At 37.1% G+C, this 25220-nt stretch carries 26 protein-coding genes; 5 read left to right on the top strand and 21 right to left on the bottom strand.

Going from position 1 to position 25220, the window contains the following annotated elements; translation table 11 throughout:
* Positions 1–174 precede the first annotated feature (174 nt).
* From AC1F25_RS03805 to amaP (AC1F25_RS03770), 8 genes are all read right to left on the bottom strand, one after another.
* Positions 175–1635, bottom strand: coding sequence for a hypothetical protein (locus AC1F25_RS03805; RefSeq protein WP_002316287.1), 1461 nt, complete (start codon positions 1633–1635; stop codon positions 175–177).
* A gap of 206 nt (positions 1636–1841) precedes the next feature.
* The gene (gene glsA / locus AC1F25_RS03800) at positions 1842–2768 is read right to left on the bottom strand and encodes a glutaminase A (protein ID WP_119364991.1); all 927 of its coding nucleotides are present in this window, start codon (positions 2766–2768) and stop codon (positions 1842–1844) included.
* A gap of 22 nt (positions 2769–2790) precedes the next feature.
* On the bottom strand, positions 2791–4218 hold the full coding sequence (locus AC1F25_RS03795) for an amino acid permease (RefSeq protein WP_119364990.1): 1428 nt from the start codon (positions 4216–4218) through the stop codon (positions 2791–2793).
* A 30-nt stretch (positions 4219–4248) separates the two neighbouring features.
* A complete protein-coding gene (locus tag AC1F25_RS03790) occupies positions 4249–5463 on the bottom strand; it encodes an ammonium transporter (RefSeq protein ID WP_002313728.1) in 1215 nt (404 codons plus the stop codon).
* 329 nt (positions 5464–5792) lie between these two features.
* Positions 5793–6035, bottom strand: a complete 243-nt coding sequence (locus AC1F25_RS03785) for a GlsB/YeaQ/YmgE family stress response membrane protein (RefSeq protein WP_002290686.1) — start codon at positions 6033–6035, stop codon at positions 5793–5795.
* Between the two features lie 31 nt (positions 6036–6066).
* Entirely contained in the window at positions 6067–6624 is a 558-nt protein-coding gene (locus AC1F25_RS03780) for an Asp23/Gls24 family envelope stress response protein (protein ID WP_002290684.1), read from the bottom strand.
* 12 nt (positions 6625–6636) lie between these two features.
* A complete protein-coding gene (locus AC1F25_RS03775) occupies positions 6637–6825 on the bottom strand; it encodes a DUF2273 domain-containing protein (protein WP_002290682.1) in 189 nt (62 codons plus the stop codon).
* A gap of 12 nt (positions 6826–6837) precedes the next feature.
* On the bottom strand, positions 6838–7404 hold the full coding sequence (gene amaP, locus AC1F25_RS03770; protein ID WP_002309174.1) for an alkaline shock response membrane anchor protein AmaP: 567 nt from the start codon (positions 7402–7404) through the stop codon (positions 6838–6840).
* A 417-nt stretch (positions 7405–7821) separates the two neighbouring features.
* Here amaP (AC1F25_RS03770) and AC1F25_RS03765 point away from each other — a divergent pair, with 417 nt between their 5' ends.
* Positions 7822–7995, top strand: coding sequence for a hypothetical protein (locus AC1F25_RS03765; RefSeq protein ID WP_002291299.1), 174 nt, complete (start codon positions 7822–7824; stop codon positions 7993–7995).
* 76 nt (positions 7996–8071) lie between these two features.
* Here AC1F25_RS03765 and AC1F25_RS03760 read toward each other — a convergent pair whose 3' ends face one another.
* Positions 8072–8227, bottom strand: a complete 156-nt coding sequence (locus tag AC1F25_RS03760) for a cyclic lactone autoinducer peptide (RefSeq protein WP_002291297.1) — start codon at positions 8225–8227, stop codon at positions 8072–8074.
* Entirely contained in the window at positions 8224–8805 is a 582-nt protein-coding gene (locus tag AC1F25_RS03755; RefSeq protein WP_002309170.1) for an accessory gene regulator B family protein, read from the bottom strand. Before AC1F25_RS03755 ends, AC1F25_RS03760 begins: the two co-directional genes overlap by 4 nt.
* A gap of 406 nt (positions 8806–9211) precedes the next feature.
* Between AC1F25_RS03755 and AC1F25_RS03750 the strand changes: the two genes are divergently transcribed.
* Entirely contained in the window at positions 9212–10462 is a 1251-nt protein-coding gene (locus AC1F25_RS03750; protein ID WP_119364931.1) for an IS110 family RNA-guided transposase, read from the top strand.
* A gap of 290 nt (positions 10463–10752) precedes the next feature.
* Here AC1F25_RS03750 and AC1F25_RS03745 read toward each other — a convergent pair whose 3' ends face one another.
* The 3 genes from AC1F25_RS03745 to AC1F25_RS03735 all read right to left on the bottom strand — a co-directional run bounded on the left by AC1F25_RS03745 (position 10753) and on the right by AC1F25_RS03735 (position 12778).
* Positions 10753–11493 carry a LytR/AlgR family response regulator transcription factor gene (locus AC1F25_RS03745; RefSeq protein ID WP_002306636.1) on the bottom strand — a complete coding sequence of 247 codons (741 nt, stop codon included), beginning with the start codon at positions 11491–11493 and terminating at the stop codon, positions 10753–10755.
* Between the two features lie 7 nt (positions 11494–11500).
* Positions 11501–12358 (bottom strand): GHKL domain-containing protein, encoded by an 858-nt coding sequence (locus tag AC1F25_RS03740; protein ID WP_479994268.1) that lies wholly within the window; start codon positions 12356–12358, stop codon positions 11501–11503.
* Positions 12359–12469: 111 nt separating this feature from the next.
* Positions 12470–12778: a hypothetical protein gene (locus tag AC1F25_RS03735; RefSeq protein WP_479994267.1), complete on the bottom strand. Its 309-nt coding sequence runs from the start codon at positions 12776–12778 to the stop codon at positions 12470–12472.
* A 310-nt stretch (positions 12779–13088) separates the two neighbouring features.
* Here AC1F25_RS03735 and AC1F25_RS03730 point away from each other — a divergent pair, with 310 nt between their 5' ends.
* Positions 13089–13562, top strand: a complete 474-nt coding sequence (locus AC1F25_RS03730; RefSeq protein ID WP_002306633.1) for a DUF2975 domain-containing protein — start codon at positions 13089–13091, stop codon at positions 13560–13562.
* Between the two features lie 8 nt (positions 13563–13570).
* On the top strand, positions 13571–13804 hold the full coding sequence (locus AC1F25_RS03725) for a helix-turn-helix domain-containing protein (protein WP_002306632.1): 234 nt from the start codon (positions 13571–13573) through the stop codon (positions 13802–13804).
* A 121-nt stretch (positions 13805–13925) separates the two neighbouring features.
* Here the strand turns inward: AC1F25_RS03725 and AC1F25_RS03720 are convergent, their stop codons facing one another.
* Together AC1F25_RS03720 and AC1F25_RS03715 are read right to left on the bottom strand one after the other, a co-directional pair.
* Positions 13926–15389, bottom strand: coding sequence for an AcpB/EbpR/MafR family transcriptional regulator (locus AC1F25_RS03720; protein WP_119364988.1), 1464 nt, complete (start codon positions 15387–15389; stop codon positions 13926–13928).
* Positions 15390–15557: 168 nt separating this feature from the next.
* Complete coding sequence (locus tag AC1F25_RS03715) at positions 15558–20024, bottom strand: LPXTG cell wall anchor domain-containing protein (RefSeq protein ID WP_479994266.1); 4467 nt, start codon at positions 20022–20024, stop codon at positions 15558–15560.
* Between the two features lie 609 nt (positions 20025–20633).
* Between AC1F25_RS03715 and AC1F25_RS03710 the strand changes: the two genes are divergently transcribed.
* Positions 20634–21005, top strand: a complete 372-nt coding sequence (locus AC1F25_RS03710) for a hypothetical protein (protein ID WP_002309162.1) — start codon at positions 20634–20636, stop codon at positions 21003–21005.
* Between the two features lie 287 nt (positions 21006–21292).
* Here the strand turns inward: AC1F25_RS03710 and AC1F25_RS03705 are convergent, their stop codons facing one another.
* The 6 genes from AC1F25_RS03705 to AC1F25_RS03680 form a co-directional block, all read right to left on the bottom strand.
* Positions 21293–21535 (bottom strand): GlsB/YeaQ/YmgE family stress response membrane protein, encoded by a 243-nt coding sequence (locus tag AC1F25_RS03705; RefSeq protein WP_002291278.1) that lies wholly within the window; start codon positions 21533–21535, stop codon positions 21293–21295.
* A 31-nt stretch (positions 21536–21566) separates the two neighbouring features.
* Positions 21567–22466, bottom strand: coding sequence for an Asp23/Gls24 family envelope stress response protein (locus tag AC1F25_RS03700; RefSeq protein WP_479994265.1), 900 nt, complete (start codon positions 22464–22466; stop codon positions 21567–21569).
* Positions 22467–22478: 12 nt separating this feature from the next.
* On the bottom strand, positions 22479–22667 hold the full coding sequence (locus AC1F25_RS03695; protein ID WP_002291274.1) for a DUF2273 domain-containing protein: 189 nt from the start codon (positions 22665–22667) through the stop codon (positions 22479–22481).
* Between the two features lie 11 nt (positions 22668–22678).
* Complete coding sequence (amaP, locus tag AC1F25_RS03690; protein ID WP_002306622.1) at positions 22679–23242, bottom strand: alkaline shock response membrane anchor protein AmaP; 564 nt, start codon at positions 23240–23242, stop codon at positions 22679–22681.
* A gap of 37 nt (positions 23243–23279) precedes the next feature.
* Positions 23280–24173, bottom strand: coding sequence for an SDR family oxidoreductase (locus AC1F25_RS03685; protein WP_002306620.1), 894 nt, complete (start codon positions 24171–24173; stop codon positions 23280–23282).
* A 79-nt stretch (positions 24174–24252) separates the two neighbouring features.
* The gene (locus AC1F25_RS03680) at positions 24253–25176 is read right to left on the bottom strand and encodes a magnesium transporter CorA family protein (RefSeq protein ID WP_479994341.1); all 924 of its coding nucleotides are present in this window, start codon (positions 25174–25176) and stop codon (positions 24253–24255) included.
* Positions 25177–25220 lie beyond the last annotated feature (44 nt).

Raw genomic sequence — 25220 nt, 5'->3', positions numbered from 1 at the left:
TATCTATTCTACTCCTTAGAGTTGACTCTAAGTCAATAGTATTTTTAAAAAAATTCAGAGAAAGTTTGTTATATAAGTAGTTCTTCGCACAAAACAGATCACAAATAAAAAAACTTCTACAGTCTTTTAAAAAGCTCTGTAGAAAGTTGATTTTTGTCTTGCTTTAAGATTTCCTCAAGAAATATGTTTTTTTAATAAATGAAGCTCTTGAGCAATACGATACAAAAGGATGTTTGCGCCTTTTAACGAGATAGGATAGACCTTTGTTTTTTCCGTTTCCAAACCAGTTTGATAGCTAGCAGCATCGCATAAAACCACTCGTTTTTTTGAACACAAACATTCATCAGGTAATTCTTCTAAAGAACGAAATAGAATGGGGTTTATTTCAGCCATATCTTCTTCAGCATACAAATGAAATTGAGTTCGATAAAAAAATTGTTTGACTGAACTTTCTGAAACAACAAATATTTCTATCTCTTGCTGTATCATCTGTTCTCTGGTAATCAAAGAAAGACTCTTAACAAATTTTCGGATGAAATTATCATTCCATCTTAGATGAATTTGGTTTTTCTTTTTCCAATCGTCTAGCACTTCTACTATTTTTCTGTATAGAAGCTGTTCTTTTTCTGACAGTAGATAGATTCGTTCCGGTAAAAATACTTGACCGTCAGCCCACAACGTACGGACAAATTGTAAAAAGGATTGCTTAAAAATAAAATTGTCTGCATCGTCGATTTCAGCAACTGGGAGAATCTGTAAAATCAATTCATTGAGTGACAGGTCATTGAGAACAAAATTTTTATACACAACTTCGAAATCTTTTCTTAACAGCTCCATGTTCTCATTGGTATAATTTCTGCTATTGAACAAAGAGAAAATATAATAGATATCTTCTTCCTGTAAGTGTAACATCCCTTTTTGCTCTTCCAATCCTTGACAGACTAATTGAAATAATGGCTTCGTCTCCGCACTTTTCTTATCTTCTTCTTTCAGTTCAAGGGGAAACGTCTTTCTTCCAATTGCAATCTCTATTCCCCGTATGATAAAGGACTTTTCATCTTCCGAATATCTCCTTTTAAAAAAATGAGTCTCTACATAATCGATCAGCTCGTTACAAGCTTCTTCTACATGTGGATTTTTACTCTCATATCCTTCCCAATTGATATAACGTACTAAAGCTAGCAGAATATTCCGCGAATCAAATTCTGGAATAATGATTTCTTTATTTTTCAAATAATCATTTTCTTTGAAAAAATCCAAGACGCTCTTTTTGATCGTATATACTTTGCTCAAAGAAATAAATTCAAGATCAGCCAGTTCTGTACTCGTGAATATGCCCTTGAAATAATAACTTAAAAACTTTAAAAAATAAGATTGACCATACAAAAATTGCGTAAGCTCAGAAAGAGCGATCCCTCGTTTAAATATAAGTTTGTACTTATGCTTCTCTCTTATTTTTTCTTTTATGCAATATTCCAAACACTCGGCTAGACTTTCTAGATCATGAAGGATCGTCGGTGTGGTCACCCCTAGTGAAATAGCTGTTTGTTCGATATCTATTTCTTGGAATTCAAATAATTGTTCGCATAGATACACTTTCCTAAATATATTTCGCTCGATGTATTTTTCCAGCATTCCTGATACACGCCTCCAGTTTTTCTTATAGTTTTATTTAAACATATCCACGAATCGCTTTTTTATTTACTTTTTGTTTAGAAAATCCCTTTCAAAAACCAATAAAAAAGAAGCCGGAACAAAAGTCGATCAAGCTTACAATCCCAGCTATCGTTTAGATAACTTGGCATCGCTTGGACTTTTACCCCAGCCACTTTCAAGAAAGGTTATTCGAAGATATCAGCATCTAGTTCTTTGACTACGTCCTTCAGTAATTGGATGCCAGCTGCACTGTTACCGAATGGATCTAATGCTGGACTGAAGACGCCTATACCGTAACGATTTGGCACAGCTGCCATCAAGCCGCCACCTACCCCGCTTTTGGCAGGTACACCAACATGGACGGAAAACTCGCCTGATTCATCATACAAACCGGCAGTTGTCATAATCGATTTGACGATCGTTGCACTTTCTTCAGTAATGAGCCGTTTGTCATCCCAAGGAGCGATCCCTTTATTTGCCAATACAGCAGCTAATTTTGCTATACCTGTAGCGGTGACATTGACGGAACATTGTCTGAAATAGGCATCGAGTATCTCTGGAACGTCTCCTTCGATCATTTGATTGCCTTTCATGTAATAAGCAAGAGAGCGATTGATATCACCTGTTCTTGATTCAGAATGATAGATTTCTTCATTCAATGTGATATCAGGATCATCACAGATTTCTTTCATAAATGATATGATCCGTTCAAATTTTTCATCTGCATCTTTTCCCGCAATCAAAGAGGTTGTTGCAATCGCTCCTGCATTAACAAAAGGGTTCATCGGATGTTTGCGATGATTGATCTCCATATTCATGATAGAATTGAAAGCAAATCCGGTGGGTTCTGTGTTGATTGTTTGAAAGACTTTTTCAATTCCGTTATCTTTGATTGCTAATAACAATACGGGAACTTTTGACATGCTTTCGATGGCAAAACGTACATCGGCATCTCCTCCCTCGATCAGTTGTTTTGTATCAAGATCATAAATCGCCATACCTAATTGTTTTGGATCCACTTCAGCTAATGCTGGAATGTAGTCTGCCACTTGTCCCGTTTGATAGTAGTGGAAATTTTTTCCAATCAATTGTTCTAATTCTTTTCCTTCCATTTGAATAACCAGCTTTCATTTTTTATTTTTCTGCATGCTGGAATTTATGACGGCATGCATAGATCGTAAATGGAATAACTAAGACGATAAGATAAGAAACGATCAGAATCGTTTCATAAATCCCATGCTGTCCAGCTGCGATACTTGCAGGTGGAACAAATGAGATACAAAAAGCAAAAAGTGAAGTCAAAAGACCTAAACAAGCAACGATTACTTTTACAACTTTTCCGCCTGGAACCTGATAGGCTCTTTCAAGACTTTCATCTTTAAATACTAACTTCAAATAGCCCGCGAAAAACATAAAGTACAACATTAGGTAAATCACAACAGTCAATGACATTGCTGCAAGAAACGAAAGATTATTCCCCCCGCCACTTAATGTAAAGACGGCTGCCCAGATTGTCGCAACAATCCCATTTGCAATCATCAAATGCGCAGGAACACCATGTGCATTTTCTTTCGCAAAATATTCAGGAAGTAATCCTTCTTCTGCCGCTACGTGAAGTGCTTTTGAAGGAGAAGTTACCCAAGAAGCTATTTCTCCGATGACACCTAAACAAACAAGGATCGCAAGGATTTTCGCAACCCATGCAAGACTTGGATCAATGTGTCTTAATAAAAATTCTAACGATTGGATCACTCCTGTATTAAGAGACAAACCCTGTTGAGGGACTGTAGTAGCCACAGTCAATCCGCCAAAAGTGTCTAAAATGATGGCCAGAATGACCAATACAAACATTGCTAATGGATAATCCTTTTTAGGGTTTTCCATTTCATTTGCATGACTAGCAGATGTTTCTACTCCCATATACGCTAAAATAAAGGAAACAAAAACAACCAGCGTAGGTAATTTTGAAAAATCAGGAATCAATGTTTTCATAGAAAGTGTCGTTTGTAGTGGAGCACCTGAAGAGACATAGTGGATCCCTAAGCCAAACAAGACTAATGCAGGCAATAAGATCCCAGCTACAAAACCGATTCGAGCAATTAAAGAAGTGTATTTGGTTCCTTTTAGCTGAGAGAGCAAAATAGCCCAGAAAATAATCAATAAGATGGCCAATTTCAGAAATTTATTGTTTTGTATAGCGTCGATTCCCGTTGCATAGGATAATGTACCAGTTAAGAAATACAGCATAGTCAAGTAACCAACAGTTATCTCAAACCATTGGAAAAAGATAGCGGCAAATCCAAATCGTTTTCCCAATGTCCGACTGACCCAAGTATAGACACCGCCTTTTTCCCAGCCTTTCACCGTTGCCATCTCTGCTGCACACAATGCCACAGGGATAAACCATAGCAAACCGCCTAATAACAAGAAAAATACTAAACTGAAGCCAGAGGTCGCAAATGTGGGATATTCATATAGTGAAACGACCATTGAGATCGTCATGGCTAAAAAGCCGAAGAACGTTAATTTTTTTGCAGGAATTTTCGTTTTGCTTTGTTGCATGAATCTTCCTCTTTTCTATTTGATTTTGTTTCAATTGCGTTTGTTACCAAAGAAGAAAAAGTCTAATCCTTCTTCCTGCTCTTCTTTTGTAGTAGTGATCGTTGTGAAATGCATGGCTGATTTTAGAATCGCTGTTGTTAGCACATAGGCATACACGGCAGTAATGATGACACCAATCACTTGGATTCCTAAGAAGTACCAGCTGCTTGGATTTGTTAATAAATGGCTGTTAGATGCAAAAATTCCGATCAGAATCGTCCCTGTGAATCCGCCCATTCCATGGACGCCCCACACATCAAGTGCATCGTCCCATTGTTTCTTTTTACGAAAATCAACAGCAGCATGACAGACGATTCCAGCAATGATTCCGATCAACATAGCACTTTTTGCTTCTACATAACCAGCACAAGGCGTAATGGCTGCCAATCCAGCAACGGATCCTGTTAGTACGTCGACAAAATCAAAGCCATTTCCTTTTACTTTTGCAATAATCAACCAAGTAACCATCGCAAATGCAAGAGCGATGAATGTTGAACCAAATGCATTGACTGCTTGATTATCTGCTCGAAGTGCACCACCAGAGTTGAAACCGAACCAGCCAAACCAAAGTAGACCTGTACCGATAGCAGCTGCCATAAGACTGCTATGCTGATTTCTTTCGCCCATAGGAATCTTCCTCTGTCCAAGTGTGAGGATGCATGCCAATGAACCGAATCCAGCTGTCGTGTGGATGACTGCTCCGCCAGCGAAATCTCTAAATCCCATCTGATCCAAAAATCCGCCGCCCCATATCCAATGGCAAACAGGGAAGTAAATCAGCAGGTTCCAACAAACAACAAGGATAATATAGCCTTTTAAATTCAGTCTCCCTGCAAAAGCTCCTGTCATCAAAGGAACAGTAATCACGATAAACATCAGTTGATAAAGAAAGAACATCAAAAATGGGATCGTCGCTCCATGGAACATGTTGGGGAAGCTTGTAACATGTCTCATCAAAAAGAAATCTGCCGGATTTCCAATCATACCGCCAATATCTCGTCCAAATGCCAATCCGAATCCACCGAATATCCACATGATCGTTGTTATCCCAACTGAGAGAAAAGATTGAGTCATGATCGTCAGTATATTATTCTTTCGTGCCAGTCCGCCGTAAAAAAATGCTAAACCAGGAGTCATCAAGCAAACCATTGCTGTACATAAAATCATGAATGCTGTATCTCCTGTATTGATAGGTAATGTATTCATTTTTTCGCCTCCTTTCTACGTTTACGAGTATAAAAAAAAATCTACTTGTATTTTTCTTCTGTTTTTATAAATACATTCTTGTATTTATAAAAGACAGACAATCAATAAAAGCTTGGTGTGCTGTGCTTTTTTATCGTTTTGACCAAATAAAGACAAAAAAATAAACGATTTTCTTTTATAGAAAACCGTTTATTTTCGTCTTTTTTTATTTTTCAAGCTATTTTTTCATAAGGAATAAAGAATACTTCATATAAAAAAGAACCGCAGCAAGTTTCGCTGCGGTTCTCAAATGTGTTCTTCATTTCAACATAAGTTTTTCTTCAATTTGCTTATAATTTACGTGCAAAGAATGAAACGACTAATACTAAAATGATTGCACCAATCAATGATGGAATGATAGCCATTCCTGCAATTGTTGGTCCCCAAGTTCCTAATAAAGCTTGTCCAATGGCTGAACCTACTAAACCAGCAATGATGTTTGCGATGATTCCCATTGATGATCCTTTATTCGTGATTGCTCCTGCAATTGCTCCGATGATACCTCCGACGATTAATGCCCAAATAAATCCCATTTTAAATTCCTCCTAACTGACTTTTTACTTCTTATTGTACACGTGGTTCGTTATTTTCTTTGACTTTTTGTGCACCTTTGCCTACAGCAGCTTTTGCTTTATCTGTTTGGCGTGAAGCAAATTGTCCTGTTGATTTTGCTGCTTCTGTTACTTTGTCTTGTACTGTTTCTTGATCTTTTTGGTATTCTTCTTGTGTTTTGATGTCTGCAACATTCACATTTACTTCGATAACATCTAAATGTGTCATATTGTTTACTTCAGTACTGATCAATTCTTTAATTTGGTTGTAGATGTCTTCGATGTCTTTACCGTATTCTACAATCACATCTAAATCCACAGCTACTTGTTTCTTTCCTACTTCTGTATTGATACCTGCTGTTACATTATCTGTGTTGACTAATTTTTCAGCCATATTTGAGAAGAATCCACCATCTAATGTCAATAGACCGTCTACATCTTTCAATGCATAGCCGATGATTTTTTGGATAACTTTGTCTTCATAAGTCAATTCACCATTCATCATGCGGTTTTCCCCTTTTTCATTTGCCAAAACTGATCCATTTGTTGTGTTCATGTTTTTGTTTTCCATCTTTGTTTCCTCCTATGATTTAAAAAATTGATCCACTATTCCTGTCTGTTTCAAATAAAATCCGATTCCTGCGCCAATTGCTGTCATAATGATGATCAACAATGTTTTGAAAAATCCAATTGTTAACCATAAAACAGCTAGCAGTAGTCCAAGACCCCCAAAGATAATAGGGAGCTTGTATGCTGAAAATAGTTCTTTCATTATTTGGCCCTCCTATTCCACTCGAGAGTGCTTGTAGTCTCTTGTATCTTCTTGTTCTTCATAACCGCTGTATGTGACTGCCACTTTGACTGTTTCTTTTGTTCCAAGTACTCTAGTCACTTCTTCTTCGATGTCTTGCATCAGTACACCTGTTTTCCCTACTAATGAAGAAGTTCGCTTCAAGTCTCCGTTGACATGGATATGGATTCGATTTTTCGTTGAACGTATCCGTACTTTAGGTGAATGAATGAACTCTTCTTCGTGTAAATGGGAACGTACCAGCCCTTCGATCGCTTTTTTGTCGATCGTCAATTTGCCATCTTCCCGTTTCATAACGAAAGTTCCTCTTGATTTTGGATAGAAAAGAACGACTAGCAAGATGATAATAGCAAGAACGGCAAATACTACAGCTGCCCAGAAAATATATTGTTGCATGTAGTAATTCGTTAAGGTAAAGAAGCGAAATCGTTCCAATTGTTCAGGCATAATATACGGCGCATTAATTAACGCAATTGCTAGAAACACTGAAAGTAGTAGCAAACTCATGATAACACCGGTTATTTTTAACCCCTTATTCATTTTCCACCTCCTATAAACTTATTTTTACCCTGTAAATAACTCTACCGACAATCACAGTATAGAGAGCGAACAGTTAGTTTAGCACCAATAAATAAAGCGCTACCAAACGATATTGGATTATAACGGCATTTTATTGTCATTCTGATACTGAAATAACAACTACTCACTTATTCTCTATTTCTTTTTGATTGCTGGCTATACTTAAAGGATATTATTCAAGATTAAAAATTGCAAAGATTATGCTCAGTTATTATTACAAAATTCTATTTATTTGTTAAAATTTTTCAGTAAAGAAAAAAACGCAATAAAATAACTTAAGTTACTTTATTGCGTTTTTACTTTATTTTTCTATTATCATTTTTCTTATTCTCTTCTTTGGTTTATACTATTCTTATAAAGAAAAACGAGGTATGTCCTATGATGAAAAGATTGTATTATTCATTGATCATAACGATTGGCTATTTGATTGTATCGAATCTTGGAAATATGGTATTTGGTATCAGTAAAGAATTCAGTTGGACTACTACTCTATGGGAATCTTTATTCTTTTTCATCTTTGTATTTTTGTTACAAAACTATCGAAAAAAATAAAACTGTGTCAACGATCTGTTGGCACAGTTTTTAGGACTTACGGTACTTTTTATTCGGTAATCCATTTTATTTTTACTTATTTTTCTACTTCTTTTTTTAATGCTTCTGGTACTTTTGGTTCATAAACTAAACCAATACAGGTACTTCCGCTTATTACAGCCTTTTCGGCAACGCTGATAGCAATTGTTGTGATTGCATGTGAGAGACTAAATTTAGTTTGTGTGTGTTTCATTTGATGATCTTCCTTTCTTTTTTTGGAATGAATACAAGTAAGATTGCGGTCAACATACCCAGTAATATCATGACTCTTGAATCATTTGCTGGAATCACTGAACCGATCAGCGTGAGGCTTATTCCTGTTATAACTAGTTTGTTTCTTACGCTTCTTCTTTTTTGTTGGTCTTGTGCGATAAAGGAACCAATGATTCCTAAAACCATACTAAGAATAGCTGCTCCGATGAAATATTCGTAGCGTGTAAGTTCCAAATTGTAATGATTAGCCAAAACAGGTAGCGCCACCAATAATCCCATACTATAGAGCGTGCAGGCCATGCTTCGGCTTGCATGATATCCTTTTGCATATCTTCGTACAGCAATAAAAGACAAATGAGTGGTGATCACAGCAAGAATGCTATGTAAGAAAAACGCTGATACGTAAATAAGCATGAACTTGAAAAGATTAATGAACAGGATCGCTAATCCATAGTTGACTTTTGCTTCCTCCAGTTCTGTTAACCCATATTTCTCTCCGAGTTTTCTGCTCATCTTGCTTGACAGCTTCTCTTCAAGAGACAGATATTCATTTGGCATATCGTTCACCCCTCGTAAAATATATTTTGTCTAACAGTTTTCTTTCAAGGTGTCTATAAATCATAAAATTTATTGAATAACACATTCCTTCCGGAATTTGTTTCGATATTGTGTGATTTCTCAGAGTACAATGGATGTATGGAAAGGATCCAACGGGAATTTGCTACTCACCCCTGTAGTTTTGTCTACCTTGTAAAGTCTGTTACCCGTGCCACTGTTATCACTACCAACTCATTAGCTGTTTCGATAATGGACTAGACTTTCAAATAGTAGTTGGAAGGCAGCTTCTAGCTCTTTTATCACCGTATTCTATTAGGCGAGGTTGTGGCTATACAGTGAGTTTCTGGGGAATCCCACAGTATCGAAGCATTTTCCAAAATTTAAAATGAAAGGAGGTCCTTCTTCCATGAAATTATTTGTCGGTATTGACGTTAGCTCTGAAAAATTAGATGTTTGTTTTCTAACTGACGATGATCAACTCTCTATATTGTCTGAAATCCCTGTTACCAATGATATTGAGGGTGCCACATCCATACGAGATATGATTCTTGAGTTCAATGAGAATTATCACTTTAATCAGATTGTGATTGGTATGGAATCAACGTCCATGTACAGCTTTCACCCTTCCATGTTTTTTCACGAAGATGAGGAGCTGAAGAAACTCAATACACTTGTAACGATTGAAAATCCTTTTCGGATTAAACAGTTCAGTCGCATGTTTGATGAGGATAAAACTGATCGAAACGATGCATTAAGAATTGCTGACTTTTTGCGTATCCAACGATTCACAACTTCCCCTATCAAAGAAGAGAAATACATGGCTTTACAGCGTTTAACTCGTACTCGCTATCAACTCATTAAGCAATTAACTCGTACAAAACAACATTTTCTGGAAAATCTAACGTACAAATGCAATACGCTTGCTCGAGAAATGCGAGACGAATCGACAAGTCTTTTTAGTGCCACAGTCATTTCCCTTATGACAGAAGACTTCACCCTCGATGAGTTAGCTGAGCTTCCTTTGGAAGCCTTCTGTGACTTACTTCAAGAAAAAGGAAGAGGTCGGTTCAAGCAACCAGAAAAAATTGCCAAGGCGATTCAACGAGCTATCAGATCAAGCTATCGCTTAGGATCTGTAGCCCAAGAGTCTATTGATATTGTTCTGGGTGTTCTTGTCTGCGAAATACGGGCTCTTGAAAAGAACATCAAAGAACTAGATAAAGCAATCGAACAATTAGTGGTTGTTATTCCAGAATACCAATGCTTAACCAGTATTCCAGGCGTTGGTAAAGTCTACGCCGCTGGATTGATCGCTGAAATCGGTCAAATCGAAAGATTTGAAGATCAGACGAAATTAGCAAAATATGCTGGATTAAGCTGGAAAGTCAAACAATCCGGGAACTATCAGTCACAAAACACGCCTCTGACAAAACAAGGGAATCGATATTTCCGTTATTACTTAGTTGAAGCTGCCAACTCTGTAAAAAATTATCTTCCCGAATATAAAGCTTTTTATCAAAGCAAATATAAAGAGGTTCCAAAACATCAACACAAACGAGCTCTCGTCTTAACCGCAAGAAAATTTACGCGTCTGGTGGATACGCTACTACGTAACCATCAACTCTACACGCCCCCAAGGAGCGTGATAGATAAATAACACTTTGTTATTGACGCAAATCCTTGAAATGACCCGAAAAAATTTTGATTTTGGTCGGGTCTAGTTAAGTGCGCTTCAAAACAGGTGACTCAATAAAACTATGTTTCATTTTTGTCTTGACTTATTACCATTAGACTTTCTCACTTTTGATTATACTAAAAATAAGGATGCATATATTAAAAAGTAAAAAGTGCGCGTTTTTTTTACATAACTGCAGTGTTTTCTTTCTTAATAAAGCCCTTATATTCTTTATATCTAAATTATTCTATAAAAAAAGAACGTGACATTCGTCACGCTCCTTTGCTAAATGCAATCAATAATTTTTTTAAACTTCGGGTGGAAACAAGACACTTTTCTCCGTTAGACATAAGGATCGTTCTTTCCTTCTTGTTGATGGAACAAATATTATCCACATTTACAACAAACGATTGATGGCAACGGTAAAAGCTCGGGCTAAACGATTCGATCTCTTTGATTTTTCCATTATATTCTAGCATTCGATTTTCAAGATGAACGATCACTTTGTGAGGAACAGGACTGGATTCAAAAAACAAGATTTCGTCTACGAACAATTTTGTATTGATTGGTCCACTCTTAATACGAATCTGTTCTCTTGTAGGTAAAATTGTATCAAGATATCTTTGGTTAGCCACATCGATACATTTTGTCACGCTTTCTTGCAGCAGTGTATCGTTCCCCTTCACAATATAATCCATTGCTTCTACTTTATACAAAAAAGTGAGATAAGCTAAATCCGTGTAACTGGTCACAAAAATAATTTTTGCTAGTGGATCGTATTCTCTAATCGTAGCGGCTAGATTGATTCCGTTCATATTGGAACTTAAGTCAATATCTAAAAAATAGATGCCTTCTGTTTTATTTGAACGTATATATGAAAGCAACACTTCAGGGTCCGAGGTATCCATTTGAAATTTGATGTCATAATCTTGCATCATTAAATAATTTTGAATCATCTTTGCTAATTTTAATCTAAATGTTCCGTCATCTTCGCAAACAAAAATTTTCAACATAAAGATTCTACCCCTCCCAAATGGTCAGTATTTGAATAAACTGTCCTTCTTCGATTTTAGTATCTAAGTACACATTTTTATTCAACTGAACTAATTCATCAAGATTGCTTAGACCAATCCCACGTTCTTTCCCTTTTGATGAATAAGATTTTTTCTTTAATAGATGTAAATCAGGTATATCAGAACGACATTTATTGGCAATAATAAAGGTTATCGCTTCTTCTTGTCTCAATCCGGCAAACAAGATTTTCGGCTTATCTATAATAGAAGATTCTTCAACTGCATTATCTAGTATGATCCCCAGCATCCGAACTAGCATGATAGAAGGAACGGGGAAAGAATCCAATTTTTGTGGCACATTTACGTCTATTTCTATTCCTTTTTCATGAGCTAGATACAACTTGCTCAAAACGATGCTTTTTATTTCCTTGGCTTCAAGATTTCTTATCGGTGACATTTCTAACAATTCCTGATCAAAAAGGGTTCCAGTTTCCTTGATGTGGGAGTAAAAAAAATGTTTCAACCCATCTATATCATTACTTTGGATATAATTTTCCATAGAAACTAGTATGTTTTTGTAGTCGTGCTTGAACTTGCGTATTTCCATATAACTTTTTTCGATTTGCTCACTATATTCGATAAGATATTCCATTCGATTCTTTTCTTCTTTACTTTTATATTCTGCCTTTTTTGTATAAACAGCTAAAAAGCTGATAAGAATAGCAAAAAGGCTATATGCCAGCATAAAGATCCCATGAGCACCCTTCATGAAACAGTCTAAATCTGAAAAGCGTTCAATCATAAGAAAAATGAAATAAATCAAAAACGTAGCAATAACAGTATACTTACTAATATCATATACCATCGATTCAAGGGGTACTTTTTTTAATATATGATTCCTTAAATAAAATGCGAAACATAAATATAAAATAATTGATAAAAAACATATACCCAAATCATGCATCATTATAGATAATTATTTTAAGATAACGTAAATCAGATAATTAGAAAAAATAAGTAGGATAATAGATAACGAAGCATAGAATAAAGCTGATTGAAGCGTCTCTTCATGATAAATCACGAGAGCACACATGACTAGCCATACCAAACCAGTGGCAATTACATTTATCCATTGATAAAGCACCGATATTAATAGGATAACTAAGATTGATAATAAAGCATACTTTTTATTTCTTAGTTTCTTGTTCAAATAGCCCAATCCAACAAACATCGTCATCAGCTGCCCTGATATGAGTAGAGAATAACTTAACTGTAAAATATTCAATTTTAGAACCTCACTTTATGCATGTTTTACATAACAAAATAAACAGCAATTATGAATAAAAAAATTTATTTTTTAAGTTTTTCCCCATAAAAATTGTAACATAGTTTACTAACTATTTGTAAATAACATATTTAAAAGTTTCCTTATAAATCAAAAAGAATCAAAGGCTAACTTCAATTAAAACTCTCAAATACTATAAAACCACATTTGCTAAAAAAAGCAAAAATTTATTGTTTTTCGATAAAAATTAATTGCTTTTCAATAATTATCCTGCTATATTTTAGCTATCAAAGATAAAAGAGGGATAAAAATGAAATTAAAAACATTATTATTAAAGTTTGTTGTTTTAGGTATAAGTGCCGTATTTATTTTATTCGGTATACTTTTTTATACTCAGATTGCTACAAGCGAAAAAGGATTCACTTTTGATTGGCAGACGACTTTATTCGTTTCTGTCATCTACTTCGCCCTTCTCTTAGGGATTATTATTGCTTATTTCTTATTGAGACTGTTGAAACAAATCGAAGAAAACCAGGCCTTTTCCAATCAAAGCTTGGACATTCTCAAAAAAATCGAACGAACGATTTTGATTATTGGCTTCGCCTTTTTCGGCTTGCTTCCTAAATTTTTGAAAGTGGCTGATTTAGATGATGCTCCTGGTTTGATGTTGGTAGGAATTGCTGTCGTATTCATTCCTTTTGCCGTATATACTTTGACAAGCGTGTTGGAAAATCTGCTCGAACACGCGATTTTACTTAAGACAGATCATGATTTGACAGTGTGAGGTGCGACATGGCTATTATCGTTAATCTAGATGTAGTATTGGCTCAAAAAAAGATGAGTGTAACAGAATTGAGTGAAAAAGTGGGTATTACGATGGCAAATATCTCTATTCTAAAAACCGGAAAAGCAAAAGCTATCCGTTTTTCTACCCTCGAAAAAATCTGTGAAGTATTAGAGTGTCAACCGGGGGATTTATTAAGTTACCAAAAAGACCCCGATCCTATACCAAAAAAAGGAATATAAAACATAACAATCAGTAAAAAAATAATCTGAATAATAGATGTACGAGAACTTTAGCGGTCATTACATCTATTACTCAGATATTTTATTTTGATGGAATATCTTGTTGTCTATAGATACGTATTTACACGTAGAGAGACTTTTCTTCTACTACTTGGTACTTCTCCTGATAAAAATGGAGAAGATTTTGGATCTCACGTTGATTTGGAAATAGAGAAATACCGAAGACCGGAATGTTTGTCTCATCATCAATCATTACATTTGTAATAATACAGTCGATATCTAGATGATATGATTTCTTTTCTTTCTGATTAAAGTTTGGCATGACACTAAATTGATAATAGTCTCCCAATTTTTTTTGCAATCTTTTTGCTATGTAATCCGCCTGTTTTTTTCTTGTATTTATGACTATCACTGCTTTTAATTTATTTTCTTTCCCTTCAATGTATGATAGCAATAACGGCCAGTCGAAAAGAATTTCTAAGATAGCATGGCGAACAAATGAATCGAGTTCAGGGATGACGTATCCTTTTTCTCTGCAGTCATCAACCATCCTGCCCTTCAGTTCTTCATATAAACAGGCTAAAATCGGCGGATCGACTATCGTTGTCTGGCTTGTATCATTTAGGATATATTCTGGAAATCGTGGTTGTGTCAGTATCTCTTTACATCGTTGAACGATCAGATCTTTGTTCTCACATTCCAACTGATATTTTTTTTCCAAGCAATCCATCCATGTCATTAAACAATTACTGATACAAAAATGATACTTTCTTTGCTCGCTTGCATTTCTTATTTTCAAAGCAGTATGGATGACTTCTGTATCAAATATCCACTGCCAGATTTTTTCTTCCCATGGCAAAGAAAAATGGCTCAAGTGATTTTTCTCCAAGAATGAAAAGGTGAAACAGCTGATTTTCTTTTGCTCCATTTCCATTTTATTTTTGTTGAATCGTTGTATACGACAAGCAATAAAAAAATGTAAAAAACATAAGGTTTTCGGATCATTTTTTGCTACCTCATACAGCTGATTTTCTTTTAAAAATAGGATAACCACGTCATAAATTGCTTCGCTAAAAGAACGATTAAAAATACTAGCAGGAGAAGGATACTTTTCCATCAGCAAACGAGCTGTAAGACCGTCGATCACCTGACCCTCTCCGACAATCCGAGTCAACCCTTTGATCCTCAAATCGTATTTTTTTAATTTTGATTGGGTTTTCTTTACGATTCTTCGCAATGTACTTTCTGAAATAAACAGATACTCTGCTAATTCTAAATAATTCTCTTTTGGATGTAGCAGTATGGTTTCTAAATATTTATATTCAGTAGATTGGGAGATCACGATCTGATAAATATGATCTTTTGTGAAGGCAGGTGAAAATATAGCTGTCACACCAGCATCCCGATCAGTGACGATTTGGATATCGGAAGAATATGTATTGATTTCTATAAAATCGTTCCGCAATGTTTTTCCAGAACTTGCCAATCTTTTTTCCAATTGACTAAGACGGCAACGTTCCTCCTCGAATAGTATTTCTAACAGATTCAACTGACGTTGTAATTTTTTTGAGAGAAGATTCAACATGTTTCCACCCCTTTCTAACAAAATTCTTTTGATACACCCTGATAGATAAATGTAAAAGCACTCAATGTCGGTTTCCCTTATTGAGTGCCTTTAATTATATTATATCGTTTATCTGTTTTAGGAATAGGAACTTTGAGAACTATTTTTTCTTACTTAAGCAAAAAACGGTTATTGATTTTCAACTTTCTCTTTTGCTTTTCTTCTCATAACAATCGTCCCTATGCCTGCTACTAACGCGATACCAATCAACGTCCATGCAGTATTCCTAGTTGCATTGGTTTGTGGCATATTCAGTGAAGATTCATTATCTGCACTTGTTGTTGGATCATCTTGGATGCTTGGTGTCGTTCCTTCATTTCGTTCCGTACTGCCGCTTGTTCCATCATTATTCGTGTTATTATTTTGTGATTCATTCGTACTGGATTCCGTCGTGTGATCACGTACTTCATACGGCATATTCAATTCTGTTGAAAAACCGCCATAAGAACTGTCAGTCGTCACGTTGACTGCGACATTGTTCCGACCAGGAGTCGATGTGTCGATTTCAGAATTTAAAGAGACTGTATAAAGATTTTCTGGAATGACCTTGTCATTTACTTTTACATTTTTGATAAATGATTTAAGATCGAGATCCGTTGCACCTCGTGGGATTTCTACTTTATTAGCTTCTACATCAATTTTCCCGCTTGGTTCGAACCCATATTCTGTGACTTCATAATAAGCATATTGAGAACCGTAAGTGAAGTTCTTCTCCTGCTCATCTTCCATCAACATATTTCGTCTAAACTCTTTCGTATGATAGATCCTGACAATGTCTCCTACGTTGACATTCAATGGCTGTCCACTATTGAATCGAGACAATGCTTGTTCGATCGTTCGGTTTCCTGTTACATCATATGTGAATCTGCTAGTGGTATTATCTTTGTTCATCACATCGAATTGATAATAAATCGAGCGATCGGAATAATCATGCACTACTTTGGACAACTCTGTATTTGCCACACCTTGAGATGCTCGGATCATCATTTGAGTATTCTGATTGTTCGGATTTGTCTGTTTAATTAGACTGAATGCGCCAATCGTTGCGCCGTCATTGTTTTTGACTCGGATCGTACTTCCCCATTTCACTACATAAGGGATCTTCACTTCTGTGAACCCAGTACCATCAGTCGTGCTTACTCTCACACGAACCCCTTTTTCTCCCACTGTTGTCGTATCGAAGTTAGACAATTGTTCCACCGTATAAAGATCACTCGTTAGCGGACGTCCGTTGAATGTCACATTTTGGATCAATTCTGCCGGATTCACTGTATTCGTCTCATGTCCTAACAGCAGTTCTTGTGAAATCGGATCAGCCTTGATATCTGTAAATGGCTCGAATCCTTCTTCCGTTACTCTGTAATAGGCATAATTAGAACCACCTGTGTAATCTCTGACCATTTCATCCATCATCAGAAGATTTCTTCCTTGTGTCTCCGCGTGATAGACTTTGATGGTATCTCCTACATTGACTGCTAACGGCTGCCCGTTGTTGAAGCCGTTTACTGCTTGACGGATCAAGGTATTCCCTGTTACTTCATAGTTGTATTTTCGCGTGTCATTTTCAAGCACTTCGATGGCATAATAGATTCCTCTGCCGAACGGATTGTTCACTGGACGATTCAAGTCCGTGTTGCTTGAACCAGGAGAAGCATGGATTGCTAACTGATCGCCTTCTTTTAATAAACTAAACGCGCCTACGGTCATTTCTTCCAGTCCTCGAAGAACGAATGTACTTCCCCACTGTACTTCATAAGGCACTTCGATTTCGGTTTCAGCTAACCCATCATTCATCGTAATCTTTACTTTTGTCGTTCGTTTTCCAGTTGTACTTGTGTCAATCTCTGACACTTGTTCGATCGTGTAACGATCTTCTGAGATACTTTGATGATTGATCGTGACATCTTTGACTAGTTCTTTGACATCTAATGTGCTGACGTCCTCCCTCAAAGAGAATGTTTGCGAAGTCCCTTCTGCTTCCATCACTGGAATCGGTTCTAGTCCGAATGCAGTCACTCTGTAATAAGCATATTCGGAATCATAAGTGAAATCCCGTTCTTCTTCATCGATCATGACAACTGAGCTGTTCGGTGATCTCTGTGGGTGATAGATCTTGATTACATCATCCAATCGTACATCATAGTAGCCATTCCCGTTCCCAAAGTTATTGATCACTTGCCGCAGAGTTCCTCTACCAAGTACCTCATAATTGTAGATTGACTGATTGTTTCTCAGGACTTCCAAAGAATAATACAAGGCGTGCATCGATTCTTCCGTACCGACCCGTTCATCTAATGCTGAAGGCAACCCACTGGTAACGGTTAATCTAGCTGCATTCCCACTTCTTAGATGTAAGGAATAAGCTCCTGCTGAGCCACCTTCGCTTGACTTGATCATGAATGTATCTCCCCAAAGATAATTGACCGATGTTTCGGCTGTTCCTTTGATCGTCTCCCCAGAAAACGGGTGTTTCGCTTGTACCGTGATCCGAATATCTTGTTTGCCAGCAATCGTATTCGTCGGCTCTGTCGATTCTGCTGCGACGAATTCTAAATCCTCGATCGCAACTGATTCCCCTTCAAAAGTGGCTTCTTCGATATAATTTTTAAACGTACTTGCCAGTGACGCAGAAGTTTCTCCTAATGTACGTTCTTCCATTGGCTTCAATTTCAGTTGGATCGCCGGATCAGGGAGTACAGGAAGTGGTTCAAATCCGAAAGCTGTGACACGATAATAGGCGTTATCTGTTCCGTAAGTGAAGTCCTGTTCTTCTTCTTCTACCATCAAGACTGAGCTTCCTGCACTCTTTTGTGGATGGTGAATATTGATGATATCGCCCAACTGTACATCAAGGTATCCATTTCCATTTCCGAATGTCGTGATCACTTGCTGTAGAGTAGCTCTTCCCGGCACCTCATGGTAATAAGCTTGTCGGTCATTTCGTAGCACCTCAATAGAGTAATACAACGAATCTTCAAGACCAATCCGTTCATCGAGAGGAGAATCTAATCCTCGAGTTGCCACGATTCGAGCATTATTCCCATTCCTCAACTGGAAAGCGTATGCTCCAGCTGATCGTCCATCATGGGCTTTCAATAAGAACGTGTCGCCCCAACGAATATTGACTGTTGTTTCAGCTGTTCCTTTGATCATTCGACCTGTAACAGGGTGTCTCGTTTGAACAGTCAGTTTGAGCGCCTGTTCTCCTACGATAGAAGAATCTGGCTCTGTTGATTCAGCGGCGACAAACTCTAAGTCAGCTGTATTAAGCCTTTGCCCTTCCATCGTCGCTTCTTGGATATATTCACGGAATGAAGAGGAAAGTGCAGGATAATTTCCACCGAGATGTCGATCTTCTACATCCTTCAATTTTAGTTCTAACTCTGGTTGAGGAAGAATATCCATCGTGATCGAACCAGTAGCTTCACGTCCATCAGCAGCCGTTGCTTTTGCCCGCCACGTTTTCGTACCAACTGAGCTCGTATCAGCATCGAGCCACTCTAACTGATGGGTCTGTCCAAGAGGGTCTCTCACTTCAAAGTAGTCAGCAGGATTAGGGATTGCTTCGCTCACGTAAATGGAATGCGGACCAGCCTTTCCAGTGATTTGTAGTGCTCTATCCTGAACCGTGATCGGCACAGTTACAGTAGTCGTTCTGCCAGAAGTATCTTCAGTTACTTTGATTCTAGTATTTTGAGTACCAATTGTATCCATTCTAGGTGGAGTTTCCCATTCTGTCTTCAGATCCCATTTGACATTACTCCGATCAATCGTCACATAATCAGAAGGATCTGGTACCGCATCGCCTTCCCATAAATTATGTGTGCCAGATTTGGCTTCGACTCCAAGCTCTCCCATTGATTTTGCTGCAGAGTGGAAATTTATTAATCTGTGTTGTCTATGAGACGCATTAGGTCCGGAAAGATACACTTGAACACGTAGCTCTATACTTTCATTACCTAAGTTTCGTTCGTCGCCTATCCTAGTTAATCTTATCTTATAGGGGTCGCCCCAATTAACCATCAGCGCCCTAAATCTCCAATTCCCGCTCTTTGTATCTACAAAAGCAGAAAAATCATCTGAAGTAGATCCGATTGCTATACTTGTGCTAGTTATCCCAAGTGAAGAAAGTACATTGGAAGAAAAACTTGGAGAATCAATTTCTGGTACATCATGAACATCCATATCTGTGTCATATGTTAGTTCTAAAAATTCCCCACGCGTAAAGGAATGGTCATGATTTGCCATCGCTTCATTGAATCTGTATACAAAATATCGTTCATAAAAATCCATTAATTCTGTTACCACTTCTTCCATTGTCCATCTAGTCAATCGTGTCTCTGGGAACATATAATCAACTTGGTTTGTTTCTTTTTTTTCTTCTATTGGTAATCGTGGCAAGGTAGATGCTCGTGGTTTATTTTCCTCTTTCTTTGTTTCTTCCTGTTCTTTCTCTTCCTGAGGGCGTAATTGCCTTAATACTGGTAATTCAATCGAATGTAAGGCAGAAGCGGCTTCTACTACGGTGCCGCCCATATTCCCTAGAGCCAGTCCCAACGATAGTGTACTAGTCAATAACTTTTTTACTTTTTTCAATGAATGTTTTACCTCCTTTATTTTTCCTATACAGATCAATAGCGGTCTGTTTTAAACCGTCAGCAAAGAAGGTATGCTATTTTCTTGTTTTAAACATAAATAAATAGTGTAAAAATAGTTTTGTTTGTTTCTAACCTCCGTAGCTTTTGCTCAATTGACACAAGTCTGATCGATCAAATAGTATTTATTTTGCTAAACACCTAACGATCATTTGTTGTGACAAACTTGACGGTCAGCATTGTACGTGAATTGCTTCTGTTCCCCTTCTTACGATCTTTGAATATGTAGTTCTCTCCCCCATAATCGTAACTGGGTGTCTCCCACTCCTTTCTTTTTGTTTTTATGCGGGAGCAAACTCCCACATTTATACTGTAAAGGGGTTCTTTCTATTATGTAATGCCACTTTTTACCATTTAATATGGAGTTTTTGACAGAATGTTTCGAATAACAACGATCCACTACTCATTTTTCTTTTTAACGTTAATTTGATAATAATGATTATTTATTTAAAAATAAATTAGATAACATTTGTTACGACACGAAAAAGCTTCACAAACAAATATCGTTATTTTAAAATGAGGACGAATTCACACAATTAGGAGAAATAGTATGCCATTCATCGTTTACTTTTTTCTTTCATTACTCGTGATCTATATTCCATTACCAACATTCTTTCTGCTCGTCAATCGTCTAGCTGAGCAACATGATGCGATTACTGCTCTTACGAAACTTTGTTTACTTCTATTTGTTTGTCTAGATTACTTTACGAGCTATTATTGGCTAAAACAGACAAGAGTAAAAAAGAGATATTATTTCTTCCTTGTCTTTTTCAATCTCTTTGAGTTTCTGATCCATTGCTTTTTACTTCATCAGTATCATACGATTCATTTGTGGATCATCTGGGTCTTTCAAGTGGTCGTACTATTTTGTATGTTCACCTTCCCTCTCTCAAGAAAATTTAGGGAGACATTGTTTTATTAAAAAAAGGTGGAGAAAGCTTCTCTGTATCAATAAAGACACAATTAAGGAAAAACTGGTCAACATACTGGTTTTTCTTTAAAAAACTTTTAAAAATCTAATTGGGAATTTACCCACACAAACAAGGGGCTATGACAAAATCTTGTCACAGCCCCTTATTTCGAATAAAAAGCTTGCATCTTCGATAATAATCCCAACCAAACGAAAAATATGAAAAGCTATTTTTGTTTGGTTGTTCTTATTACTTGATGCAGAACAGCTTTTTCACGACCTTTTTATTAAAAGTCTTTTTACAGTTTTCTAGCAAAAAATGAGACAATCAGTACTAAAATGATGGCACCAATCAATGATGGTACGATTGCCATTCCTGCAATACTTGGTCCCCAAGAACCTAATAATGCTTGGCCAAGTGCTGATCCAACTAAACCTGCTACGACATTTGCAATAATCCCCATCGAAGAACCTTTATTCGTGATTGCTCCTGCAATTGCTCCGATAATTCCTCCGACGATAAGTGACCAAATAAATCCCATGTTTCGTTCCTCCTAATGTTTTGCTTCCTTATTACTGAACGCGTGGCTCTGTATTTTCTTTTACTTTTTCAACGCCGCTTCCAGCTGCTGATTTTACTTTATCTGTTTGATTAGAAGCAAATTCACCGGTTTTTTTCGCTGCGTCAGTTACTTTGTCTTGCACTGTTTCTTGATCTTTTTCAAATTCTTCTTTTGTTTTGATGTCCACTACGTTAGCGTTAACTTCGATGACGTCTAAGTGTGTCATATTTTTTACTTCTTTGCCGATTACTTCTTGCATTTCTTCAAAGATTTTTTCGATATCTTTGCCATATTCCACAATGATATCCATGTCAACTGCTACTTGTTTTTTACCGACTTCTGTTTCGATCCCAGCCGTTACATTATCTGTATTCACAAGTTTTCCTGCCACATTAGAGAAGAAACCACCGTTTGCAGATAATAAACCGTCTACTTGTTCAATTGCGATTCCAATGATTTTTTGCACCACTTTGTCTTCATAATTCAACTCACCGCGCGTCGAATCTTCCTGCTCAGAGTCATGGTTTTCTTGGTCATTTGTATGTTGTGAACCAAATTTTTCTTGTCCATTTGAGTGTTCAGAACCAAGTTTTTCTTGTGCTTTCGCATGATCAGAAGGGTGCTTTTGTTCCTCTAATGGTTTAGAAGGATCGATTGCATCATGTTGTTCTGGAACTTTAGATTCTGGAGAGCCGGGATGATGAGGCGCATGTTTTTCTGCGTCATGTTTCTTTTCTTCTACACCTTGTTGAACATTTGGCACGACTGGATCTGGATGTGCAGATACTGGTGCTGTTTTGTTCTTTTCATCGTTCACACCATTTGATTGGTTTGGTGTCGTTGGGTCTGGATGTGCAGACACTGGTTTTTGGTTGTTCATTTTATTGTTATTATTATTTTTGTTATTCATGGATGTTTCCTCCTAAGATTTAAAATAGTGATCTAAGATTTTCGTTTGTTTCAAATAAAAACCGATAGCGACACCGATAGCGGCCATGATCAAGATCAATAAAGTCTTGAAAAAGCCGACGGTTATCCATAAAACGGCTAATATCAACCCAAGTACCCCAAAGATGATAGGGAGCTTGTATGTCGAAAATAGTTCTTTCATTTTGGTCCCCCCTATTCTACTCGTTTGCGGTCATTACTTTGTTTAGCTGGTTCTTCAAAGCCTGTGTATTTCACGGATACTTTCACTGACTCTTTTGTGCCTAATATGTGTTGTACTTCGTTTTCGATTTCTTTCATCAATGTTCCCGTTTTACCAATGAGTGCTGAAGTTCGTTTCAACTCCCCTTTTACATTGACGGCGATCTTGTTTTTCGTTGCTTTGACATTTACTTTTGGTGAATGGATAAATTCATCTTCATGCAAGTGAGAACGAACCATTCCTTCGATTGCTTTTTTATCCAACGTCAACTCCCCATCACCATGTTTCAGTAAAAAGGTTCCGATCGTTTTTGGATAAAACAAGAAAACAAGCAACGTGATAATCGTCAAAATAGCAAATGCAACAGCAAGCCAGAATACATATTGTTGCACATATGAATTAGTGATGGAAAAGAATCGAAACTTCTCTAATTGAAAAGGCAGTGGATAGGCTGCACTTAATAGTATCGCAAACAAAAGTATAGATAGCAAAAGTAACGTTCCGATCACTCCAAGCGTTTTTACTCCTTTATTCATTTTCGCACCTCCTCATAGGGGTGAAACGATCAACTTTTTATAAGTTGATCGCTTCTCCACCAGTTACTCCGTAGATTTGAGCTGTGACATAACTTGCTTTATTCGATGCTAAGAAGACATAGACCGGTGCTAATTCTCCTGGCTGACCTGCACGTTCTAGTAAACTTTGCTGACCAAATTCAGGAATTGAATCAGAAGGCTGGCCTTCGTCTAGTTGCAGCGGTGTCCAGATTGGACCAGGTGCTACGCCATTTACACGGATTCCCTTAGGAGCAAGTTGTTTTGCTAAGCCAATCGTAAAGTTAGCGATTGAAGCTTTTGTTGCTGCATAATCCAATAAATGTTCACTTGGATTGAAGGCTTGGACAGATGTTGTTGTAACAATCGCTCCTCCTGCTGGGATATGCGGAACTGCTTCTTTCACTAAAGCAAACATAGCGATGATGTTGACCATGAATGTGTCTTTGATTTGTTCAAGTGGCAGTTCAACAATGGACTGGCAAGAAATTTGCTGTCCTGCATTCAATACCATCGTATCTAGCCCACCAAGCTCACTTACTGCTTTTTCAATGATTTCTTTAGGTGCTTGTTCATCACGAAGATCAAATGGTAGTAAGACGATTTTACGTCCTGCATCTTTGACGTATTTAGCTACTTCTTCTGCATCTTTTTCTTCTCCTGGGAAGAATTGAAGAGCGATGTCTGCACCTTCTCTAGCAAATGCAATCGCTGCTGCACGACCGATCCCTGAATCGCCACCAGTGATGAGTACACGTCGGTTTTCCAGCTGATTACTGCCCTCATAGGATTCTTCTCCGCAATCAGGAACAGGAATCATGTTCTGTTGTAAAGCTGGCGTATCCTGATCTTGCTTAGGAAATTTCTCCGTATGGTACAGATTTCGCGGATCGATTAATTTTGGTTCTGTCATTGCTGTATTCCTCCTAGTTTTTCTAAATTGTATTGCCAAAACAAATTTCTTTGTTTGATACCTGTTTTAAATAGTTTGTTTAATTCGTATAATCTTTTCGGTATAGATGGTAGCCTAAAACCGCCGCTGCTATCAAAGAGCCGAATACTACGAGGATAAATCCTAAAGCAGAGCTTTTACCCGGCAACCCTCCTGTATTCATTCCCCAAATCCCTGCAAACAACGCCGGAACGGAGATGATTAGTGCAGCTGAATCTAGATATTTCATGATGTGGTTTAGATTATTGTCCATCATCCCATTGAATAAATCACCAATACTCTCCAATAAGTCTCGATAGATCTCGATCATTTTTTCTGTTTGGCGCTGCCTCAAATGGACATCATAAAGCAACTGTTCATCGTCTAAACGTTTGATAAACGTTTCAGAATTCCATAATTGATTCATCGTTTTCTGCTGATCTCTTAAGGTATGATCGATATACACAATGTCTCTTTCAAGATCTGCCTGTTTATACAGTTCCTCATTCTCCGTCGTTTTACGAGCTGCTTTATCCAAAGCGTCAATTCTATGCTTCATTTCTCTTAGTTCTTTCACGTAATGGGTATAAATATCCAGTAATGTATACGTGATGATCTTTTCAAACGAGTTTAAATGATCTCCATGCTTTGTCAGCAAGCGATCCACGAAATCGGTCTTTCTATCAATACATGTAATCAAGAGATTATCGGAAAGTACAAAAGATATCGGTGTCAATTTTTTTTCGATACGATTATCTGACTGATCCAGATTGATCACAACCAAAGAAAATGGATGCGCTAATTTGGTCTCATAAAGGCGCTCCATCCGAGAAACTTCTTCCGGATATTCCGTGCCTACGAAAATATCATCTGGAAGCTCGAATTCTTTGATTGCCTGCTGGATCTCTTCTGGCTTTTTATTATCGAGAATAAGCCAATTGTATTTGTTTTCATCTGTTTCTGTGACTTTCTTTTCATCATCCACAAAGTAGTATCTCAATGTATACCTCCTTTCTGGACTTTTCAAAA

The sequence above is a fragment of the Enterococcus sp. M-BR2 genome (assembly GCF_056612775.1).
The sequence above is the reverse complement of the archived record's forward strand: the minus strand, read 5'-3'. Positions and strand labels throughout refer to the sequence as shown.

What these genes read in the sequence shown, in the direction of transcription:
- AC1F25_RS03775 (WP_002290682.1), bottom strand. Translation starts at nt 6,825, where the DNA reads ATGAAAGAACTATTTTCAGCATACAAGCTCCCTATTATCTTTGGGGGT.
- AC1F25_RS03705 (WP_002291278.1), bottom strand. Translation starts at nt 21,535, where the DNA reads ATGGGATTTATTTGGTCACTTATCGTCGGAGGAATTATCGGAGCAATT.
- AC1F25_RS03720 (WP_119364988.1), bottom strand. Translation starts at nt 15,389, where the DNA reads ATGTTGAATCTTCTCTCAAAAAAATTACAACGTCAGTTGAATCTGTTA.
- amaP (WP_002309174.1), bottom strand. Translation starts at nt 7,404, where the DNA reads ATGAATAAGGGGTTAAAAATAACCGGTGTTATCATGAGTTTGCTACTA.
- AC1F25_RS03730 (WP_002306633.1), top strand. Translation starts at nt 13,089, where the DNA reads ATGAAATTAAAAACATTATTATTAAAGTTTGTTGTTTTAGGTATAAGT.
- AC1F25_RS03745 (WP_002306636.1), bottom strand. Translation starts at nt 11,493, where the DNA reads ATGTTGAAAATTTTTGTTTGCGAAGATGACGGAACATTTAGATTAAAA.
- AC1F25_RS03765 (WP_002291299.1), top strand. Translation starts at nt 7,822, where the DNA reads ATGATGAAAAGATTGTATTATTCATTGATCATAACGATTGGCTATTTG.
- AC1F25_RS03750 (WP_119364931.1), top strand. Translation starts at nt 9,212, where the DNA reads ATGAAATTATTTGTCGGTATTGACGTTAGCTCTGAAAAATTAGATGTT.
- AC1F25_RS03760 (WP_002291297.1), bottom strand. Translation starts at nt 8,227, where the DNA reads ATGAAACACACACAAACTAAATTTAGTCTCTCACATGCAATCACAACA.
- AC1F25_RS03785 (WP_002290686.1), bottom strand. Translation starts at nt 6,035, where the DNA reads ATGGGATTTATTTGGGCATTAATCGTCGGAGGTATCATCGGAGCAATT.
- AC1F25_RS03725 (WP_002306632.1), top strand. Translation starts at nt 13,571, where the DNA reads ATGGCTATTATCGTTAATCTAGATGTAGTATTGGCTCAAAAAAAGATG.
- glsA (WP_119364991.1), bottom strand. Translation starts at nt 2,768, where the DNA reads ATGGAAGGAAAAGAATTAGAACAATTGATTGGAAAAAATTTCCACTAC.
- AC1F25_RS03740 (WP_479994268.1), bottom strand. Translation starts at nt 12,358, where the DNA reads ATGGTATATGATATTAGTAAGTATACTGTTATTGCTACGTTTTTGATT.
- AC1F25_RS03790 (WP_002313728.1), bottom strand. Translation starts at nt 5,463, where the DNA reads ATGAATACATTACCTATCAATACAGGAGATACAGCATTCATGATTTTA.
- AC1F25_RS03805 (WP_002316287.1), bottom strand. Translation starts at nt 1,635, where the DNA reads ATGCTGGAAAAATACATCGAGCGAAATATATTTAGGAAAGTGTATCTA.
- AC1F25_RS03755 (WP_002309170.1), bottom strand. Translation starts at nt 8,805, where the DNA reads ATGCCAAATGAATATCTGTCTCTTGAAGAGAAGCTGTCAAGCAAGATG.
- AC1F25_RS03700 (WP_479994265.1), bottom strand. Translation starts at nt 22,466, where the DNA reads ATGAATAACAAAAATAATAATAACAATAAAATGAACAACCAAAAACCA.
- AC1F25_RS03780 (WP_002290684.1), bottom strand. Translation starts at nt 6,624, where the DNA reads ATGGAAAACAAAAACATGAACACAACAAATGGATCAGTTTTGGCAAAT.
- amaP (WP_002306622.1), bottom strand. Translation starts at nt 23,242, where the DNA reads ATGAATAAAGGAGTAAAAACGCTTGGAGTGATCGGAACGTTACTTTTG.
- AC1F25_RS03795 (WP_119364990.1), bottom strand. Translation starts at nt 4,218, where the DNA reads ATGCAACAAAGCAAAACGAAAATTCCTGCAAAAAAATTAACGTTCTTC.
- AC1F25_RS03685 (WP_002306620.1), bottom strand. Translation starts at nt 24,173, where the DNA reads ATGACAGAACCAAAATTAATCGATCCGCGAAATCTGTACCATACGGAG.
- AC1F25_RS03695 (WP_002291274.1), bottom strand. Translation starts at nt 22,667, where the DNA reads ATGAAAGAACTATTTTCGACATACAAGCTCCCTATCATCTTTGGGGTA.
- AC1F25_RS03710 (WP_002309162.1), top strand. Translation starts at nt 20,634, where the DNA reads ATGCCATTCATCGTTTACTTTTTTCTTTCATTACTCGTGATCTATATT.